This window comes from Roseibium algae, assembly GCF_037783265.1.
GTDB lineage: Bacteria > Pseudomonadota > Alphaproteobacteria > Rhizobiales > Stappiaceae > Roseibium > Roseibium algae.
Map to the genome: position 1 here is coordinate 1 of NZ_JBAKIA010000023.1, position 20332 is coordinate 20332.

A 20332-nucleotide genomic window follows, 5' to 3' on the forward strand; every position below is an offset into this window, starting at 1 on the left:
GGACTTCACCCCGGCGTGTTTCAATTTGTCTGCCTTCAAATCACAGGCTGATGCTTTCCAGCGGCGTATCAAGGCCGAGCAGGAAGCCAAACGGGCTGTTACCCGGTTCTCACGGGCGATTGTTGATCTGGTGGCGATTGCAGGGCAGGGGTATCAAGACTTCTGCACCAGAGCTGAATGCATCGTGTTGAAGGGCGATCTGGGACTTGATGACAAGGCGAGCCATCTTGATGCGCTCTATCATGAGGCTGCCAGCCAGTTTGAGCAGGATCACCAGAACAACATTCAAAGCGCTCAAATGTCATGCGCGGGTGACATTGGTGACACCCCCTTATCTATTACAACCCATCCCGACTCCTCTAGTCGTAATGAGAAATGGACTTGCTCTAACGAGCAAGACACTGAATTTACCTCTGACACCGGCTACGCCGATGAAATGGCTCTTGAAAGGGAGCCTTGCGGCGGGAGCAGGCGATCACAACAGCCAAAACCGCAAGAGGCCAAGCCCCAAGAAGCTAAATTGCAGGAGAGCCGGGGAGGTCAGCCAAAACGGCTGGAAACCAACCTCGATGGCGTGTCCATTGGGCTGATCCAGTCCGCGTGCTCAACAATCCAAGAAGAAACCGGGCTTGAGCTCAGCACATGGCCTGCCTTGTGTGAATCCGCTGATCATTTGCGGGTGCTGATCGGCCTCAGCCAGCCAGCTTTCAACGAGGCGATCAAGCGACAGGGCAGATATCTGGCCGCCGCCTGCATTGCCGTTGTCGCTGAAAAAGCCCTGCGAGATCCTGAACAAATCTCATCACCGGGCGGATACTTCCGCGCAATGATCGACAGGGCAGCTGACGGAAAACTCCACCTCAACAAATCTCTCCATGGCTTGGTCGCAGGCTGATGAGCATCGAGCAATCACAAACCCGTCTCCCCCTCCTGAAGGCCCGATCCTTTGCGCCTGGAACCAGTTCCAGCGATACGCCAGATGCGAGGCAGGAAGATGGGAAGCGGCCAGAAACGGACTGGCCAATAATGGCCAGACTGACAACCCGCGCCGGGGACACCCCCGCGACCGGTCAAGGTTCCCCGCAAGCGGCAGCCGGCATAGCGGCTGACCTGGACAGCCCGCTCCCCCGTTCCCACGCCGTGGAAATCAAAAAACAACCCTAAACCATAAGGAAAATCCGATGAAAAAGTTCATTCTGGCAGCATGTGCAGCCCTTGCCCTGACAGCCTGTCAAACAACAAGTCCATATTCCACCGACAACAAGCCCCAGATCGTCACAACCAAGACCGTGAGCGAGGCCAAGTCAGCCGCAAAGGCAATCTTCACAAGGCCGACCCTAGCCTTCCGCGTCGTCCGAGAAACCCCGAACACACTTTTGTTGCGAAAATCCCTTCCGGCCAATGTCAACGATACCAACCCCCTCAAGGATCGCACGAAGGGCAGACCCGACGCTGTGATCAAGCTGGTCTTTACACCGGATAACGGCGCAACCCGCGTCACCGGCGATAACTGGATTGTTCTCAATCCAGGCCATCCCAACAAAGACACATACAACCTCCTCGACACGCCAGACGGCAGTAGGTTGAAGAACAAGATGTATGAAATCAGGTAAGCGGGGAGCCTGTGATGGGAGTGCGGCCCAGACGGACGCCTGGGCCGGGCCAGCCGTCATTAATAACGGCGACACATATCATCTATCGAGCTTCTGCCGAAGACCGAGACTGCGAGTAAAATCATTTCAACAAAAAACCAGAATTCCATTTTGAGCGCCTTGAGCTTGTGGTGCTGCTTCATTACAGCATCACAATGCTGACCTGGATCTTTGCAAGGGACAAAACTGGCGATTGCGCCGACGGAAACTCTGGGCCATGAGATGCATGACTGTCGGCTGGAATTTTCATCCTTCATGAAGCGGGCGAAGTCTCCGAACGGCTGACGGGTGTAGCGCTTCTATTGTCGCTAGTCATCAAGCTATCGAGTGCCTCAATGACCTTATCAAGGTCTAAAGCATAGGACTGGAATTCTAACTGCCAGCGATCAAGATTGAAGGACCGGTTAAGCTCGACCATGGCGTCAAACATCTGCCCTTGCAACAGATCGCGTTCTATGTAATCCCGCAAAAATTGCGGCCTCAGCGATGGACTATTCCAAAGATAGTACTGCCGCACAGCGTCGTTGGTAACGTCGAGGCCCTGTTCGTCCTGGGTGACCGACACGCTGTTTAAGCTGACATAGCCTGTTTCGATCATGTTGATCAGTTCCTGAAAACGTCTCACGGGATGTCCGTCCATACGTAACCCCGAAAACATTCCGTTACAGGAAACTATGCAGGTGACGACTTCCTTTGCAGGTTCAACTTTCCATCCCAAGCGGCGATACAGTTCCAACTCAGTCTTTTCATCGGATAAGATATTTGTGATTTTGGACAACTGAGTTGCTGCAGTTTTCATATGTTTGTAAGAGGTGCGTAGTTCGAAAGTATTGCATGGTAAAAGAGAGTGTTTGTTTTCAAATATGAAAAGAAAATCTTCGAACCTGCAGAGCACGTCCAACTCGACCTTTTGCCCGCTAAGCTTGGTTTCATATTCTGTCTGGACCATTGATGATGCGACGCGAAGACATGAAGCAAGCTTCTTGACGGTACCATCATCCTCGATCTTTTCTACTACACGCCGTTTCTCAGTGTGTGCGAAATTTCGGTACCAGTTGGTAGAACCTGCAATATGCAAGGGGACAAGATAATGGCTTCCACCGTCAAGGATCGGTCTGTATTGGATGTCGATAATCCCGTGTGATCCTGTTCCGAAGGCCATCAGGCGAAGGATGGATTCGGCTTCCTCTTTGCCAACACACCAGCCCAATAGTTCCTGCAATTTTTGCTTTGAGAACACGGGTACTAGAGAGCGGTAAACTTGTTCGCTTTCGGTCTCCAATCTCGGTAGAAGATGGTTGGATGCGATACGCGCAAGAAACCTAAAGAGGCGCTGAACTTTCAGCATGCCCTCGAAGGTAACACCGCCTTCAAACTGGAAATCTTTGAGATCGTCCCACGTGACCAGCTCAGTCCTAAGCACCTCTTGAAGATAGAGCCTCTCTTCGATGGTAAAACCATCTTGATTGAAAAACCCACTGAACTGAGGGGTGTCGGGGAACTTGAAGGCGTATCGCGAAAACGGTTCGTGCTTTACGAAAACCACGTCATCGGCTGAACGCTCATAGATACTATCGGCTAAAGATAGTATCGATACCTCGCCTTCCCGAATCGCACGAATTCTTGCGATGATCGAAGGTTGGCCTTCTTGGTCTGACATCGCATAACCGAGGCGGATGCTCTTCTCCAGCTCTGGGCTCGGAGGGACAATCCTCACCATCGTACCGCGGCGTTCGCATTCGTAGTGAAAACCGTCAAGCAAAATTTCCGCTTCGCAGTAGGCACGTATCTTGGCAGCTCTGATCAGAATCTTTGAGTAAAGACCGCGAGAGATACCCGTCTCTCCCATATTATTGAAGTGCTCATCGCTGATGCCGACACACCGATCAAAAACATGAATGATGTAGGAAGTGGCCTCCGCCAATTCTTCTTTGCTATAACCCGCAAACTTGTCGGACGAGAAAGCAGGATGGCCTTTATGCTCTGCCATGAAGAGCGAATCGGCAACCGCGACAACGGACTTCAGTACGGTTTTCCGGTTCCTGACGAGGAAACCCTCAAGCGACTTGTTCAACCGCTCAACCTCTTTCCCCGCCTTCAAGAGTAGCGCGACGGACGTCAAGTATTGGACTATTGGAGGAGGCATTGATAGCGGGGCAGCCTCGCCCACGAGTCTATCGACTACATCCACAGGGATTCGGATATCGAAATTGTATTTCGACGCTCTAAAGATGCCTGTGCTTCCCAAAAGCTCCCGTGTTTTTTTGGGATCCACCACTATCGCAAGAGAAATGTAATTCGCTGCCTTTGCGGCGTTACCGCGCCTCATCTCGGCACCTGCCTCTTCGACAAGTGGCGACAAGCGTTTGCGCAAGCCAGCGAACTCCCCACTGTCTTTCCTCAACACAAGATCGAGAAGCCAATCAGCGCTCTCGCCAAGCGCCGGATATGCGAGGTGAATATCGTCGATGACGCTTGATGTCTTGGGCATAGGATCGCCTCTGTCCTTGGTTGTACTCTGGTCTTAAAATTGAACAAAGCGCCAATATCCATTTACGCTTGCTCGCGCTTGACATTGCACGTCATACCTCGAAAAATCCCACCACTTTGAGGGGTAAGGGTAGGTTATGATCTTTCTGAGGGTGTTTGCTTTGTTATGTCTGTTGGTCCTTTCGGGCTGTTTTGAAATGCAGCAAGACATAATCGTTGGAGATGACGGGACAACTAAATTCAACGTTGAGCTGAGTATAGACGCTGCATTGATCGGAATGGCCCAAAAGGGAAAGCCCGATAGTTTCTGTTCGGCCGATGACCCTAAAAACATGCCGAAGGACCTGACCTTCTCAGCCGAGCGGTCGATGGAAAAAGGGGACATTGTTTGCTTGATCAAAGTTCATGGGCCGACAGCGTCCGTTTTGGGGGCCTTTAGCGGCGGAAAACTTCTACCAATGCCCAACGATCAAAAACCAGACGGCATGCAAATGAATTTTGAGGAGAATGGCAACGAAAAGCGAATTGAAATCACAGTTTTCCCGACAGCGAAGAAAGATGGTGACGAAAATCCAATGGAGGCGATGTTCATCGGCGCTACGTCTGGGCGCTTTATCTCCTGGAACGTGACCGCACCACGTATCATAGAGACTTCTGGAAAGCTGTCCGAAGATGGGAAGACGGCGAGCTTTTCATTGCCCGTTGCAACCCTTCTTACAATCAAAGACGAAACATTCAGCTTTTATGTCAGCTTCAGCGATCAAAAACCGGGGCTATGGGGACGCATCAAGTCGATCTTAGACTGAAACTCCAGAGCTTCAAAGCCTAAGCCAACGAACAGACCTAGACGGAGATTAATATCGAGATTGGCACAAGCATGATTTCCACCGTCAAAGAGTCTGTTCGAGACAGCTCTGGAAACGTACTGCTCTTTTCCTGGTCTGACTTCGTGGAAACGATCTGCACGGGCCCTTGTTGTTTCGTATGCGGGAAACACCCTCGTGATTCGAAGTTCAATAACGAACACATCGTACCTAACTGGGTTCTCCGTCGCTTCAGGCTACATAATAAGAAGGTCACGCTCTTGGACCTGTCCCGGTTTGATTCCGCTCCAGGTTCTCATTTACGCGACCCTGGCTTCGAAAGCCAATGGGCTTTTCCACCCCAGAGCCGAGTGCCTTCGGCGCGGATTGTAGAAGCCGTTGATGTATTCAAAGATAGCCATTTCAGCTTCGCGGCGACAGACCCATGCTTTCTGCCACAGCAACTCAGCCTTGATCGTTTTGAAGAAGGTTTCCACGGCGGCGTTGTCAAAGCAGTTCCCAGTTCCGCTCATTGAGACCTGGAAGCCATGCTGGCGCAGAAGCTTCTGATAGTCGTGAGAGCAATATTGGCTGCCGCGATCCGTATGGTGAATGCAGCCTCTGGGCGGACGGCGCAGGGCGATGGCCATGTTCAGGGCCCGGATGGCAAGATCGCGTTTCATCCGGTTGCTCACGGCCCAACCGACGACACGTCTGGAATGCAGGTCGAGGATGACAGCCAGGTAGAGCCAGCCCTCCCGGGTCCACACATAACTGATGTCGCCAGCCCATTTCCGGTTTGGCCGGTCAGCAGAAAAGTCCTGGTTCAGCAAATTTGGTGCAATGTTGAACCTGTGATTGCTGTCCGTTGTCGCCTTGAACTTCTTGTTCCTTTTCACCGTGATCGCGTTCTCACGCATCAACCGCCCAACACGCCGATGGCCGACATCAAGTCCGAGCTCCTTCAGCTCTTCGGTCATGCGAGAGCGGCCATAGCTGCCAAGCGACAGCCGGAATTGCTCCCGGATATGGGCAAGCACGACCAAATCCTTACGCTGCCGGTCGCTTACAGGGCGATCCCGCCAGGAACGGTAGCCCAGGGGACTGACGTTCATGATCTGACAAAGCCTGGAAGCCGGCAAAACACCCTGGTTCTCGGCGATGAACGCAAATCTCATTTGCTTCGCTCCGCGAAGAACTGGGTGGCCTTTTTTAACACCTCCCTCTCCTCCCGGAGCAGGCGGTTCTCTCTGCGAAGGTCCGCAATCTCCTTTTCAAGATCAGATTGTGTGGCCGGTTTCTCAGGATCGCGCCGGTCCTGCTGTATCCAACGGTTCAGTGTCGAAAAACCAACACCAAGATCCTGGGCAACCTGTTTACGCGACAAGCCGCTGGTCAGCGCAATACGGACTGCTTCTGCGCGAAACTCCGCGCCGTGACGTGATGCCATGAACATTCTCCTTTGTGGCAAAATACCAAGTCAAAGGAGCGGCACAAATCCGCGACAGGTCCATCTCCAATGGAGAAGAGCACAGATATGGAACCTATACGGTTCCATGCTGCGAGAATTGCAACTCCGAAATGGCAGGGGTTTTCGAGAACCTCATGAGTGGTCTGAATGAAAAGGGACCAAATGCGCTACAAGACTATATGGTCGAGAATGGCGGCCTAATCCCTTACACGTGGATGGCCCTCATTTTCTTAAAGGCTCATCTCAAAGACAACGACTTGAGGAAGTTCCTTGATCCAAGAATGGGCGAAGAACCAATCTCTGCCGATTATTTATGGGAGCATATGCATCATCTTCATGCGGTCGCTCGCGCTTTTCACATAAATGCAACGATCAAACCCAAGGCATTCGGGTCGATGTATGTGTTCCCTGTGCGGTCAGACAGAACACATGATGCGTTCGACTTAGTCACATTCACGGAAGCTCAAACTCTATATCTACGCCTTGGAGACACGGGAATGATCACTGTTTTTGATGATGCCTGTGCTGCGGCAAATCGGGTTATGTGTCTCATAGACAAGGTTGAGGGATCGCTTAGTTGGATGCAAGCACGTGAAATGGCCGTGCATATGGCACTTGCCAATCTCGACCTTATCAATCGCCCCCGTTTTTGGACGAATGTGAATAAAGATGGCGCAGTGACCATTGACGGTCAAACCGATACCGTTCCCAAGTTCAGGGAGTTTAATTTCTCCACATTTGGGTCGGCTATGATGAGCGTATTCCCCAAACCACCGACGATTGAGGGCTACTCTGATGAAGAGGCCGCCAAACTATTGAACAGCGGAAAGCTATCGTTCCTATTGGACAATGAAGGCAACTTTATAAAGGATTGATCCGCCACCTTCTTCATGGCTTCACGCAAATCAGTATCGTCCGCTCGCACGCTTTGGTCACCCACAGTCGATCGGTCAATGTTCAGCACATCACACGCCCGCCGCTGGCTCACACCGTGTTCTCCACATGCATGAGCCACGGTCTGCCGCTTGGCAGCGGGCGTCACCACTTTCGCGAGGCGACGTCTTTCAAGATGGGGGCACTGCATAAGAGTGGCATTATCGTCCGGCTCACGCGAACTTAACGGGAACATCTGCGGTTTCAGGCGGTTTTTTGATCTCTGAGGGCGGTGTAGAGGCTCGTTTTGCTTATTTTGAGGCTCAGGCCATCGCTGATGTGGGCTTTGGGCTTCGTCTAGAAGATTCACATTGAATTGTACGTCAAGTTGACGTACATTATCATCTCAATAAGGCAAGCGCTCTGGATAGGGCCAGAACACAGGAGAGACACATGTTAGGGATCACTGACCATGCCTCCTCAGTGCCGGAAAGAAATGATGCCAGGCTGAATATTCGCACCAAAGCCTCCATCAAGGAAGCTATTGAGAAAGCTGCCGAGCTCTCAGGAATGGACCTGAGCACCTTTACGACCAACGCAGCTTATCTGCGGGCCAAGGACGTCATAGCGGTGCATGAACGGACCTTCTTGGAGCCTGTTGACCACACAGCGTTCTTTGACGCGCTAGATCGTCCGGCTGCGCCAACGCAAAAGCTCTTGGCCGCTGCAAAGCAGCATAAGGAGATGGTTGCCACAAGTGAGTGACATAACGCAACCTCTTAAATTCGAGCCGTTCGATCCTGAAAAGCATGATCGAGCGGCTTTTTCTTGCGGCCTGGATCAGGTCGATAATTATTTCAAGCGCACATCCAACAAGCTTCAAAAGGCTGGAAACGTCCGCGTATCGGTGCTCCTTGACGCAACCGAAACGCTGCTGGGCTTTTATGCCGTAAATGCTCATTCGGTGGACTACACAGACCTGCCGAAGAAATACGCACGCAGTCGCCCTAGCCATGGATCTATCCCGGCTGCCTATATCTCGATGGTTGGCGTAGATCAAAGATATCAGGGAAATGGCCTCGGAGGCGTGATCCTCATTGAAGCGCTGAAGAAACTTGCCAGAGCGTCCGAGACACTCGGGATTGCCGTTGTGCTGCTGGACGTTCTGGATTGCGGAATTGAGGAGGCAACAAACCGGCGGCTCGCCTTGTACACCGGATACGGTTTCACGCCTTTGCAGGGCTCCCCGCTCCGCCTGTTCATGCCAATCCAGGATGCGCGGGCTTTGTTGGCGGTTTAGTTTTAGGCTGCTCGAAATCGGCGTGCAGACGCAGTGGACCTGTCACTTGGAGTGCCGCCCCGAGTGCTCGTTTAAGCCACCTTTCTTTCGAAGGCGACAGGGTTTCCCCAGCCTAGTACCGAGCGCCGTTGACTATAAAAGCTGTTTAAGTATTCGAGGATCGCCATCTCAGCCTGTCTGCGGGTCGTGCTGTAGGCGACAGGGCGTGAAGTTGTCTCAATTTCTTACAAAATAGGTCAGTCTGAACAGTCGTCGGACATGAGAAGGTGTTGGAGACGATCTGTTATATTTTTACCATTGCCGACATCGAGGCTGGCCGTTTCCAAGATGGCTTTGTTGCCGTTTATTCTATGACGTACAGGATCAAGCTCTTTGCCCTTCAGCTCTGGATGATGCGGATAAAGAAGGGTAAGACGCGGCGCGCGGTAAAGCTGCCCATAGGCCATCATTTGGTAGATGTCTGCCTGTGAGACACCCTGCTTCGGATCATCTATCCGAGAAGAAAGTTTCTTCCATTTGGTGTCGATTACATGGGTCACCTTGCCATTGCGGCGGATGAGAATATCTGGCTTCGTTTGAAAGAGTTCTCGGCGGGGCTCTTCTAATTCCAGACAGGAAACTAGCCCACCCTGCAATGTTACGGTCAGGTTCGTTCCTTGTAGGGCACGAGAAGTCAGACGCCCGACATATTCTTCAAACAGAGTGTTCATCTCAAAAAGCAGCGCTGTTCCATGACCCGCGCCACCTGTAGTCGTCTGATATCGACCCTCCAGAAAGAGCTTGGCCATGCTTAGAAGTTCCCGCCACCGGCGATTGGTGCGGTCGATCACCACGTCGTCCCATCGCAATGTCGAGGGAGAAATATCTGCGATTTCTGCATACACGAAAGCCAGCTCGCGCAGCCGCTGTTGATTTCCCGAACTCCGTGACATCCGAGAGAGGTACGACACGGCGGCTTTCATGATCCGGTTCAACGACGTGTCTTCCGATAAGACGTCAAAGCGGCATGCGAGACGGGACGGATTGACGGCGTGTCGGGTGAACTGACGTGCTACGTCCAGCCTGCCGCGCAAGGCAGAAAGATCGTCCTCTTGCTCGACATAGCGGCGCGGCATTCCTTTCCGAACGGCCTCGGTGAGTTTGTCGCAAAAGATCCGGATCAGGATTTCCAGCAACGTCTCTCGCTGCCACGCCAATTCTGTTAGCGACCCGAGATCGAGTTTCAGATTCAGAGCGACGGCCAGCATGTGGATCAGCCGTTTCCTGATTGCCGCATTCTGCTTTTCAACAGGCTCTTCCGCAGCAACATCGATCTTCGGCAGGATCTCAAGACTACAGTTTTCTGCAGCCAGGATACCGACGACACCCCGTGCGCGGAGTGCATGCCTACCGTGCTCGAGCACCCCACTGCCACCCTTTCCAGCGAAGCGAGCGCGCCGAGCCAAAGTCGCAAGCTGATCCGCGAAATGTACTGGGATCTGCCCGACATTGTCACCATAGGCGAGTTTGTCCCATTCGCGAACGACGTAGGAGGGCATTAGGCCTCAAACTCCGAAAAGTCGAATTTTCGCTTCACACTCCAACGCAGCTTGTTACTGTTAAGGTCATCTTCTAGCATCCCTTTGGGAGGCTGAAGGCTGGCAGATTCAAGAAAGTGTTTCTTGGTCATTCCCTGTCCGTCACCAAGGACAGCGGCGACCTTGGACCAATCCTCATAAAAATACTCAGCCAAGAGCGGAATGATCTTGTGGCGCATCACGTCTTCTACGTCCGCCCGATTGCCGCAACCGGTGAAATAGGCATGGCCGATCTGATGTTCGCGGTCGAACAGGTACTCGATACGCTCGTTGATCGTGGACAGAAGGGTGCGAAGGTTGATCCCGCCGACGTCCCCCGAAAGGACTGTCGGATCGGGCATCAATTCCTTAAACGTGAAACGGCGGCGTAACGCGGTGTCAAGCAGGGCAATCGAGCGATCCGCCGTGTTCATCGTGCCCACGATATGCAGATTGGGCGGCACCCCAAAGCGCTTCTTGGAATATGGCAGTTGAACGCGAACTTCGTTCTGTGCGCCCAACCTCTTGTCCTGTTCAAGCAGGGTGATGAGCTCACCGAAGACTTTGGAAATGTTCGCGCGGTTGATCTCGTCGATGATCAGGACGTGATCTCGGCCCACATCACCGACGCGCGGTGTGTCTGCCCCGAATGCAATCTCTTCGAGGGCATCCCAGTCGATTCTGTCTGCTGCAAGTTGGTAAATGGGCTGCCAAGCACTGAATCTCTTTGGATAAAAAGCGGATCTGTCGGCCCCGTCCTTGCTTGTCCAGAGCCACGTAATCTTTCTGAAATGCTCTCTCTCGCCGGCATCGGGGCGGTGCTCATATTCACCATCTACCTGACCCAAGGCGACGATCCGGTTTTTTCCGACGGTCAGCAAGACATAGTTGTCAATGTCAATCGCACCTCGAAAATACCGTGTTCCGCTGATGTCTGCCGCCCCGCTTGATATGCCGGGGTGCGATTGCTGCCATTTCTGCTTGATCGCATCAAAATATTCGAACTCGGGAGCGGACCAGTCATTGCCCGCGCCAAAGCCCCACGCGATACCATTGTCTTGCACGGCCTTCGCCAGTTGGTTTCGCCAGTCAGGGCCGATCAGGCTGAGTTTGAAGAGCGCCTGACTGCGATCAAGGTGCTGCGCGCCGCCGCTGTCACCCTGATCCAGCCTTGCCCGTTCGCTTATCCGTTTAAAGATACCTTCGTGACATTTCAGGCTGAAGCCAGCATTGGTTTCCGTCTCCGGTCCCGCTTCGAGATCATCGTCACCCGTACTCGGGCGCAAGCCCTCGACAAATTCCTCGTACGACAGGGATTGGTGGAAGGTTACGAACTCGATCCTGCCCTCATCAACAAGGCGCCGATACTCACCCATCAGCGCAGCGCGGTCATTCTCCAGCTTGGTTGAGGCACCATATCCTAAACAAAGCCGCACCGCCTCCCACGCCGTAGCAAAAGTCTTTCCGGTTCCTGGTGGGCCGTAAAGGATCAGATTTGTTGGTTCTGTCAAGGTGGGCGTCTCCGTTTGGGATCCGAGCTGGAAAGTGAAGATTGTTGAACTGCTAGGGTTAGGCTCAGTGTTTTTAGGGGGAGGCACTTGTGCCAATTGCTGGAATTTTTCGCCGCCTAGCGCCTGGCAAATATTTGGAAAAGCATTTTTCAATCCCAAGGCGGTCGCAAGATCGCTGACGCTTATGGATATATCAACCGCGCCTTGTTCACGCGCCGGTTCGATAAAGTGCTTTAATGCATAGAGGCGTATGCTATCTGCGTTTGACATATGGAGTCCCTAGCGTTTTAAAGCGGCATTCAAAATAACTTGCTGATGACGAATGGAACTGGGTCGCCATTCTATTTCCCGCGTTGGTTCAGCATTTCGTAAATGATGTTTGCGAACTCTTTGCCCTTGTCCGGCATGGAAAGCAGCTTCAGCATTTGCTTCTGATGAGCCTCATTGCTGTCAAGGATTGCGTCTTCGATAGCCTTTTGAAAATCACCCAGCATCGCCTGTTCGCGTGTGTTGTTGGCAATCTGCGTCATGACCCTTTGGTTTTCACGCACTTTGTCGGAAACTGTTTGGGCATAGTTCACCACATCATCATTGGTCAGGCCGTCGCCAGCGAACAGATCATTCAATCTTTCAATGATCTGGGACAGGAACTCTTCTGATTTGTCCTTTGCGACACCGGTGCCCAGATCATTCCCAGGTTCTAGGCCTTCGCCGCCATCGATCGACAGAAGCAGGTCTTGCTGCTTGATTTTCGAAAGCCGGTAGCGGCTCAATGCGAGATTATCCAGATCGATGTCATCATGATCGACATCGGCATCCCGCAGCAAAGGCCTCAGATGGCGGGCGAAAAGGCTCAACTTCTCCAGATCCTTGTCATCGTAATCCACGATCTGGGAAATGAATTCGTAGAAACGGACATAGGTTCCAAGGTCTTTCTTGAAGAGCTCGAGTGCGTCCTTTTCCTGCTTGCACTCCTTGAAGGTATTCTCCGTATTGGCGATCAACACCGCATCCTTGGCCTTCTTGGCCCTTTCAAACATTTCAAACGCGGTCCGGTGTGCCTCGACAGCTGACTTGTAGCGCACGGTCCAACGATCAAGAGCCGGTTTGCAGATGTTTGATATGGCTGCACTGCTCTTGTTCTTTTGCAGATAGGCCTCGCAAAACCGTTCGACTTCGGACCACTGGAAAATCCCGAAAGCGCGCAGCTTATCGGACAGGTCAAAGATCAGATCCGGATTGGAAACGTCAATAAGCTCGGCAGTTTGATAATACTTTTGGAAGGATGTCAGGACTTCATCGGGCTCATTGAAAAAGTCGAGAACAAAGGTGCCGCTGATTTCCTTGCCCGGATAAGTCCGGTTGAGGCGGGACAGGGTTTGCACACATTCAACGCCTGCCAGCTTCTTGTCGACATACATGGCGCAGAGCTTCGGCTGATCGAAGCCAGTCTGAAACTTGTTGGCAACGATCATCACCTGATACGCATCCGTATCAAAAGCCTTGCGCATGTCCCGTCCCTTGAGACCCGGGTTCATGCCGCTTTCAGTGAATTTTTCGCCGATCAAGCCTTCAGCGTTCGGATCGTCTTTGTTGAACTCAACCTCTCCGGAGAACGCCACCATCGCATGCAGCTTGTCGTAGCCTTTCTCCTGAATGTATTTGTCGAATCTGAGCTTGTATCGCACGGCTTCCTTGCGCGAGCTGGTGACAACCATTGCCTTGGCTTGCCCGCCCAGCAGCCCCATGATGTTGTCCTTGAAGTGCTCGACAATCACCTGAACCTTTTGTGCGATGTTGTAGTCGTGCAGGCGCACCCATTGGTTCAGCTTCACCTTGGCCTTCTTGGTGTCAACCTGGGTGTCTGCTTCTTGGATCTTGAGCGCGAGGTTATAGGCAACCTTGTAGCTGGTGTAGTTCTTCAAGACATCGAGAATGAAGCCTTCCTCAATGGCCTGGCGCATCGAATAGACATGATAGGCTTGGGGTAGGTTTGTCTTCGAAGGCGGCTCATCAGGCCGGGGGGGACGGCCAAACAGCTCCAGCGTCTTGGACTTCGGCGTTGCGGTAAAGGCAAAATAACTGAGGTTTGGCGAGACACGGCGCGAGGCGATGGCTGCATCAAGGATGTCTTCTGCTGTCAATTCCTCGTCGTCATCTTTGGCGTCGATCATCAGCACTTCTTTCAGCTGCCGTGCTGTGGACCCCGTCTGGGATGAATGGGCCTCATCGGCGATAATCGCGTAGTTGCGTTCTTTCAGGCTGGTGCTGTTTTCAATGGCCTTGAGCACATGCGGAAAGGTCTGGATGGTCACGATGATGATCGGCTGGGACATTTCCAGCGCCTTGGCCAGTTTCTCAGATTTCGATCCGTCGCCTTCCTGGCGGTTGATCCGTCCGACCACGCCATCGACATGTTCAAACTGATAGATGGTTTCCTGCAACTGGTCATCGAGCACTGTTCGATCCGTCACGATGATCACGGAATTGAACGTCTTGTTTCCCTTGTCGTCATACAGCGATGACAGCTGATGCGCGGACCAGGCGATGGAATTGGATTTGCCGGACCCGGCACTGTGTTGAATCAGATACTTGTTGCCCGGTCCCTCGGCCCTTGCAGCACCAATCAGTTTTTCAACCACATCCCACTGATGATAGCGGGGGAAGATCATGGTTTCCTTTTTGACCTTCTGTCCCTGCCAGTCTTCCTTTTCCTCGATCTGCAAATGCACAAATCGGGCAAGGATGTTTAACAGCGCGTCAGGTTGCAGAACCTCTTGCCAGAGATAGCTTGTGGCATCGCTGTTCTCATCTTCGGGCACATCATTGCCGGCACCGCCATCGCTGGTGCCCTTGTTGAACGGCAGGAAATAAGTGTCGGGCCCTTCCAGCCGGGTCGCCATATAGACCTCATACTGGCTCACCGCGAAATGCACCAAGGCACCGCGTTTGAATGTCAGCAACGGCTCTGGCTTCTTGGTCGCAGGATCAATGGGCAGGCGGGTCTTTTTGTACTGGTTGACCGCGTTTTGCACCGATTGCTTGAACTCTGATTTCAGCTCAAGCGTGACCACGGGCAAGCCGTTCACAAACAGCACCAGATCAATGCGCCATTTCTTGGCCTGCGTACCCTCCGCCGCCAGATGCGCGTCGGTGGCATAGGGGCTATAGGTCAGCTCGGGCACGATGCGCAGGCGGTTTTTCTTGTAGCGGGCCAGCGTGTCGGGGTTCAGGTCATGTTCGGGTTTGAACTGGCACAGTTTGAACTTGGCATTGCGGTCTTTGACACCGTGGCGCAGCACACCCAGCGTGCCAAAGGTGCGCAGCTGCATCCCCGTGGCGTTTGGATCAGCTTTGTTCAGCTGCGCGGCCACCCGTTCCAACAACTTGCCCTCGGGGTCGTTGGGATAGTTTTTGACGTGCTTTTGCCATTCCGCGTCTTGCGTGTCTTTGATAAAGCCAACCAAGTCCTCAGGATACATCGCCAAATCGCGATCATAGTCAGCGGGGGAGCCGAGCAGCCAGCCATCGGCCACCATCTGGTCAATCATTTCGTCCTGAAAGATAATCTCGCGGGCTTTGCCGGTGGACAGGCTCATAATGCGGCCTCCTGTAAAGTCTCTGTGCTTAAATCTGTGTCTGAAACGGCCTGAGGCGGCTGCCAGTCGCGCACGTCAATCTTGCCGGTGACAGCGGCAGAGATCAGAGCCGTGCGGCGTTCTTTGAGGAGGGTGATGGCGGATTGGGCCTTAGAAGAAAGCTTGGCAAAAATATCCACTTGATTCTCTAAGAATTTTTCGATTTTTTTCTGCTCTTCCACTGGTGGGATCGCCACTTCAATTGATTTTACTTGGTTCCCAGTTATCAATGGTTGCGCGCTCTTGTTTGCGAGGTCATTTAGATTTGCAGCTCGTATTAAGTGAACCAAAAAATCGTCAGAAAATGAGCGCCACTTGCTAATCTGTAGTGCGTTGTCTGTTATCCAACAGTCTTCATCGAAAAAATGGACATTTCCGCATAGCGCGCCAACCCGACCAATGACTATCCTCTTTTCGGTGGTATTCACCTTGTTGGTAAAACCCATTGCACCGTTTCCGCCAACCACGCGATTAGCATTGTTTTCATCCAAGTTCGATGTGATGAATTGATTGGATAGGCCTTCTCCGCTTGAAATGGAAATATACCATCGAAGTCGTCCAACCTCCCAATGCTCAGGCACATCGCCGAGCCAGTCTATGCCGGAGGGGCGGAGGGGGGCGTTTGGGTTAAGGCCTTTGGTCACCGCATGGCTGATCACCGCTTGCCGCTTTTCCTCAAGCAACGCAATCAAGCGCTCCTGCTTGGCAATCAACGCATCAATCTTCCCCGTCTCATAATCCAAAAACGCCGCGATTTTGGTTTGTTCTTCCTTGGGAACCACAGGAAGTGTGATGTTTTTCATGGAGTTGAAGTTGGTGCTCCAGAGATCTGCAACAATGCCTTTCCCAAAGCGGTAATATTCCTCTTGGAAAGGGTAGCTTTTGAGCAAGTGATGCGCGAAAGACCCCTCAATGTCTCTAGGTTTTAAGACGTTGCTAATGAGAGTAACCGAGCCATCTAATGCGGAAAGACCAGCAGACCCTTTTCTGTCAGAGCGGCTATTGATAACAAAATCACCTGCCTTAACGAGCTTGCGGTTGTCAGAATCCAGACTCTTTGCGGCAGTTTCTAGTTGGGGCACAATTCCCTGCATAGTGACAGACAAGGGGGGATAATCTTTGTCGCTTACCTTTTCTCGACGTTCTTCGAATAAATTCCCAAGCCTCTTGGCTTCCCACCCCTCAGGAATATCCCCCAACCACTCAACGCCAGACGGTTTATACGCCGGATAGGGCTTGTACCGCGCCGCGCCCATTACGAATGCACCTCTTGCAACAGCGCCATGATCTCGGCGCTGACCTTGTCCAGATCGGCGTCGATCTCGGTCAAATCACGCGGCGGCACATAGGTATAGAAATGCCGGTTGAACGGAATTTCATAGCCGACGATCCCGACCTCTCCGTCAATCGCGTCGCGTTTACTGCCATCAATCCATGCGTCTTTGACATGGGGCAGTACCTCTGCCTGAAAATACTCCACCACAGTGGCGGTGGTGTTCGATGCAGGATCCAGCGGCACGTTCTCATTGTCGCGCAGATCACCGTCGGGTTTGTATTCCACCGTTTGCCCATCCACATCAAACAGCCCGAAATATTCATCCGGCGGGGTGTTTTTGTGGATCTTCTTGATCACCTTTTTGGCCTTGGGGTTTTTCCAGCTAACAGCGGCGGTGATTTGTTTCTTGGCAGCAGCGTCGAGCTTGATCCCCGTCGCCTTGACCGCCGCGTCGTATCCGTTCGTGTCGTCATGCTGATCCGTGCCGATCTTGGCTTGCACTGCGCGGGCCTGTTGCAAGATCGCCAGTTGCGCTGCCCATGTTTTCGGGTCCAGCGCGTCTTTGATCTGCTTTTCCTTCAGTTCTGGGAACTCGGCCTTGATATGGGTGCGGATCTCGACCTCATGCGCAGCTAGTACGCCGTAGTCCGTGCCATCTTCGTCCCAACCCGTGCCATATGTGTCATAGATCCACTGCATAATCGCGTGCAGCGGTCTGGGGGCAAAGCGCAAAGGCGCGATGCGGTCGTCGTTGAACTGATAGCTTTCGCGCAGGGGGCGTTCGATCGTCAGGCGGCGGTAGCCGAACTCATGGGTCTGAAACACCTTGGCGGCAAAGGTTTTTGGCGTGGCCGTTTTTGGCGTTGCTGATTGCCGCCCGCGATTGCTTTTGGCGTCTTCGGGTTTGTCGAGCCTCTGCGCGGCCACGGGTTCAAACGCGCCAAAGCAACGGGTGATCGTGCGAATGTCATCCTCGCCCATGCGTTTGCGTTTCGATCCCAGCGACTTTTGCATTTTGCCGTAAAGATCGGTGCCGTTGATCAGCTGCACGCGGCCTTTGCGATCTGGGTCTTTCTTGTTGGTCAGCACCCAGACATAGGTGGCGATACCTGTGTTGTAGAACATATCTGTCGGCAGGCCCACGATGGCCTCAAGCAGGTCGGATTCCAGGATGTAACGGCGGATCTCGCTTTCGCCAGAACCCGCGCCGCCGGTGAAGAGAGGAGAGCCGTTGAGAATGATCCCAATGCGCCCGCCACCCTTGTCCGTGTCTCGAAGTTTGGAAATCAGGTGCAGGAGGAACAGTAGTGAGCCATCAGACACACGCGGCAGGCCAGGACCAAAGCGCCCGTCATGGCCTTTGATGCTGTGTTCGTCCTTGATGTCCTTTTCGATCTTCTTCCAATCCACGCCAAAGGGCGGGTTGGCGAGCATATAGTCAAAGCTCTCGGTGGCCAGTTGGTCGTTGGAAAGAGTGTTGCCCAGTTTAATGTTTTGGACTTCTTGGCCTTTGATTAGCATATCGGCCTTACAGATCGCATAGCTTTCTGGGTTCAGCTCTTGCCCAAAAGCGCGCATGACAGCGTCGTTATTGAGTGACAGGACGTATTCCATACCAGCCGACAGGAAGCCGCCAGTGCCCGCTGTCGGATCATAGATGGTGCGGATAATGCCTTCCCTGGTCAGGGCGTCATCGTCCTCCATGAAGACAAGCGAAGTGGTCAGGTCGACAATATCGCGCGGGGTAAAATGTTCCCCGGCAGTCTCGTTCGACCCTTCAGCAAACCGCCGTATCAGCTCTTCAAAAACCAGCCCCATGTCGTGGTTCGAAACGACTTCAGGGCGTAGGTCTGCGCCTTTGACCTGTTGCACCGCTTTGTAGAGCAAGTTCGCATCGTCCAGCTGGACAAGGAACTCGCCGAACTTGAAATGTTCGAAAATCTCGCGGGCGTCTTTGGAAAAACTCTGGATGTAGCTTTCGAGATTGTCTTTGATCCCGTTCGCCCCAAGGGTCGAGAGATCCATCTTCGAGGTGTTGTAAAACGAGAGCCCGGACGCGCGGAGCAGGAGCTTGTCTTTGGCTTCTTCCGGCAGGTCCATCTTGTCGACGCGCGCGGCTTCTTCGAGGAACATTGCCTTGCTGGCCTGTAACACGCATTCCAGGCGGCGCAGGAGCGTGAACGGTAGGATTATACGGCCATACTGGCTCTGCTTGAAATCGCCACGCAGTAGGTCTGCCAGCGACCAGATGTAAGACGCGAGATTGTTTGTGGATTGGGACAAAGGAAACTTTCAAATAGACGCTGAATTGCAGTGATTTAAGGGATAAAATGTCGGCTGTATTTTGTACAGGCGCACAAACTTGAATGACCGTAGTATTTTAACTCCCCCACCCCGGGGGAATGCAATCCTCCCGCTTCGGTTGCGAAGATTGCACCCATAGCAACCACCGTCAACAGTCTCTGTTTCGACTTTAAAGTGAGACGAAACCACGAGGTTGATTGGGTGGTCTGCTTGACTCTCGTTTTTTGACTGTTTGGTCAAATATATTCCATAATTTAGATTATGCGAAATTTTATAAGTTATTGATATTATTAACTTAATTTGAATTTACCTTAGTATGTTTTCGCTATTTTTGCACCTATGTCGAATCCAGCTATGCTCCTTGCCTGGAACCCGCAGAAGTCGCACTTCAAGTATCGCTCACAATCGCCTCAGTTTCCGCTCTTCAGCCATGACTTGAAGCCCATTCAGCTTCATAAAACTTTTCCGCGATATATCTGATAAGCAGGTTCAAACACCCCAGCTGCAGTGATCAGAGCAACGCCTACATTTTCCCGCAAGCCAAAGTGTTCATTCGCCCAGATTGCAGCCGTGATTGTGCCTGCACTGATCTCTGTCATGAACAGGATTGCAAGCAGACCAGGGCTTAGAATTGTCGCGCCCCACATCACCGCAAATGCTGACGGAATGACCAGCAATAGCACTATCGGCACGATCCAAGGCAGAACAACGCGGATCGTCTGCCAATCTGGTACCTGAGTTACTCCTTCGAGTGGCAACGTAGTGAGAGCCAGGGCCGCAACACTTCCCCATATAAAATACGACAAAGCGAAATCCACGCCATTGCCACCGGTATCCGACTTCATCCAAACCGCTGCGACTGCCCATAAAATACCGGATGCAATCCCCATCCAGTCGCCAGCTCGAAGCGTGCCACCGAACCCTGTATCGACCTTTAGGATCATCAACAGACCAATCAACGCAAATCCAATCGTTACCCACCGCGCACGGGTGATGGCTTCTCCGAGCGTGATCCGAGTCAGAAATGTGCTCCAAAGGGGCGTCAAATAGTAAAACAACAAGGCTCGGACAACATCCGTGAACACAAGTGAACCTGCATATAAAACAAGAGCAGTCCCGGCGAACATGCCGGCAATATGCAGCGACCATCCTGCCTGCATCATTTGACGACGGCGCAGGAAGATGACCGGGACCAGGAGCATTGTTGGCAAGAGGTAAAACAGAACGATCGCCCAAACGCCTGTAATTCCATTGGCATCCAAAGCTCTGAGAGGAATCCAGAATATTCCCCAGACAAGACCAGACACCGTGACGGCCAGCATCGCTCGATGTTCGATGTTAAATTTTGTCATAGGGGCAGCTCCACGGATCATTCAAAGCACTGGGATCAACGCACTTGGACCCGTATGCTCGCATGCATGCGCTCATCATTCTGGCGGGATTCGGACCTTGAAAAAT

General features: G+C 52.6%; 15 protein-coding genes. 6 read left to right on the forward strand and 9 right to left on the reverse strand.

Features of this window, described 5'->3' with window-relative positions:
- Together repC and V6575_RS21385 are read left to right on the forward strand one after the other, a co-directional pair.
- Positions 1-895: replication initiation protein RepC (gene repC / locus V6575_RS21380; RefSeq protein ID WP_340277326.1), on the forward strand; the 895-nt coding region annotated here is incomplete at its 5' end.
- A 286-nt stretch (positions 896-1181) separates the two neighbouring features.
- A complete protein-coding gene (locus V6575_RS21385; protein ID WP_340277327.1) occupies positions 1182-1613 on the forward strand; it encodes a lipoprotein in 432 nt (143 codons plus the stop codon).
- Positions 1614-1672: 59 nt separating this feature from the next.
- On the opposite strand, the gene V6575_RS21390 is transcribed toward V6575_RS21385, so the two are convergent.
- Together V6575_RS21390 and V6575_RS21395 are read right to left on the reverse strand one after the other, a co-directional pair.
- Positions 1673-1909, reverse strand: coding sequence for a hypothetical protein (locus V6575_RS21390; protein ID WP_340277329.1), 237 nt, complete (start codon positions 1907-1909; stop codon positions 1673-1675).
- A complete protein-coding gene (locus V6575_RS21395) occupies positions 1906-4143 on the reverse strand; it encodes a hypothetical protein (RefSeq protein WP_340277330.1) in 2238 nt (745 codons plus the stop codon). The genes V6575_RS21390 and V6575_RS21395 overlap by 4 nt, the downstream gene beginning before the upstream one ends.
- A gap of 367 nt (positions 4144-4510) precedes the next feature.
- On the opposite strand from V6575_RS21395, the gene V6575_RS21400 reads away from it, so the two are divergent.
- On the forward strand, positions 4511-4948 hold the full coding sequence (locus V6575_RS21400; RefSeq protein WP_340277331.1) for a hypothetical protein: 438 nt from the start codon (positions 4511-4513) through the stop codon (positions 4946-4948).
- Between the two features lie 317 nt (positions 4949-5265).
- On the opposite strand, the gene V6575_RS21405 is transcribed toward V6575_RS21400, so the two are convergent.
- A protein-coding gene (locus V6575_RS21405; protein ID WP_422785617.1) for an IS3 family transposase occupies positions 5266-6395 on the reverse strand; the annotation gives its coding sequence in 2 pieces (ribosomal slippage) (positions 5266-6152 and positions 6152-6395; 1131 coding nt in all).
- A 155-nt stretch (positions 6396-6550) separates the two neighbouring features.
- Between V6575_RS21405 and V6575_RS21410 the strand changes: the two genes are divergently transcribed.
- The 3 genes from V6575_RS21410 (at position 6551) to V6575_RS21420 (ending at position 8589) form a co-directional block, all read left to right on the forward strand.
- Entirely contained in the window at positions 6551-7291 is a 741-nt protein-coding gene (locus V6575_RS21410; protein WP_340277335.1) for a hypothetical protein, read from the forward strand.
- A gap of 451 nt (positions 7292-7742) precedes the next feature.
- The gene (locus V6575_RS21415) at positions 7743-8054 is read left to right on the forward strand and encodes a type II toxin-antitoxin system TacA family antitoxin (RefSeq protein WP_340277337.1); all 312 of its coding nucleotides are present in this window, start codon (positions 7743-7745) and stop codon (positions 8052-8054) included.
- The gene (locus V6575_RS21420; protein WP_340277339.1) at positions 8047-8589 is read left to right on the forward strand and encodes a GNAT family N-acetyltransferase; all 543 of its coding nucleotides are present in this window, start codon (positions 8047-8049) and stop codon (positions 8587-8589) included. Before V6575_RS21415 ends, V6575_RS21420 begins: the two co-directional genes overlap by 8 nt.
- A 236-nt stretch (positions 8590-8825) precedes the next feature.
- Here the strand turns inward: V6575_RS21420 and V6575_RS21425 are convergent, their stop codons facing one another.
- The 6 genes from V6575_RS21425 to V6575_RS21450 all read right to left on the reverse strand — a co-directional run bounded on the left by V6575_RS21425 (position 8826) and on the right by V6575_RS21450 (position 20226).
- Positions 8826-10127 (reverse strand): McrC family protein, encoded by a 1302-nt coding sequence (locus tag V6575_RS21425; protein ID WP_340277340.1) that lies wholly within the window; start codon positions 10125-10127, stop codon positions 8826-8828.
- The gene (locus V6575_RS21430; protein WP_340277342.1) at positions 10127-11656 is read right to left on the reverse strand and encodes an McrB family protein; all 1530 of its coding nucleotides are present in this window, start codon (positions 11654-11656) and stop codon (positions 10127-10129) included. The genes V6575_RS21425 and V6575_RS21430 overlap by 1 nt, the downstream gene beginning before the upstream one ends.
- A gap of 341 nt (positions 11657-11997) precedes the next feature.
- The gene (locus V6575_RS21435) at positions 11998-15255 is read right to left on the reverse strand and encodes a type I restriction endonuclease subunit R (protein WP_340277344.1); all 3258 of its coding nucleotides are present in this window, start codon (positions 15253-15255) and stop codon (positions 11998-12000) included.
- Positions 15252-16550 (reverse strand): restriction endonuclease subunit S, encoded by a 1299-nt coding sequence (locus tag V6575_RS21440; protein ID WP_340277346.1) that lies wholly within the window; start codon positions 16548-16550, stop codon positions 15252-15254. The genes V6575_RS21435 and V6575_RS21440 overlap by 4 nt, the downstream gene beginning before the upstream one ends.
- The gene (locus V6575_RS21445; protein ID WP_340277348.1) at positions 16550-18853 is read right to left on the reverse strand and encodes a type I restriction-modification system subunit M; all 2304 of its coding nucleotides are present in this window, start codon (positions 18851-18853) and stop codon (positions 16550-16552) included. Before V6575_RS21445 ends, V6575_RS21440 begins: the two co-directional genes overlap by 1 nt.
- A 473-nt stretch (positions 18854-19326) precedes the next feature.
- Positions 19327-20226 carry a DMT family transporter gene (locus V6575_RS21450; protein ID WP_340277350.1) on the reverse strand — a complete coding sequence of 300 codons (900 nt, stop codon included), beginning with the start codon at positions 20224-20226 and terminating at the stop codon, positions 19327-19329.
- Positions 20227-20332 lie beyond the last annotated feature (106 nt).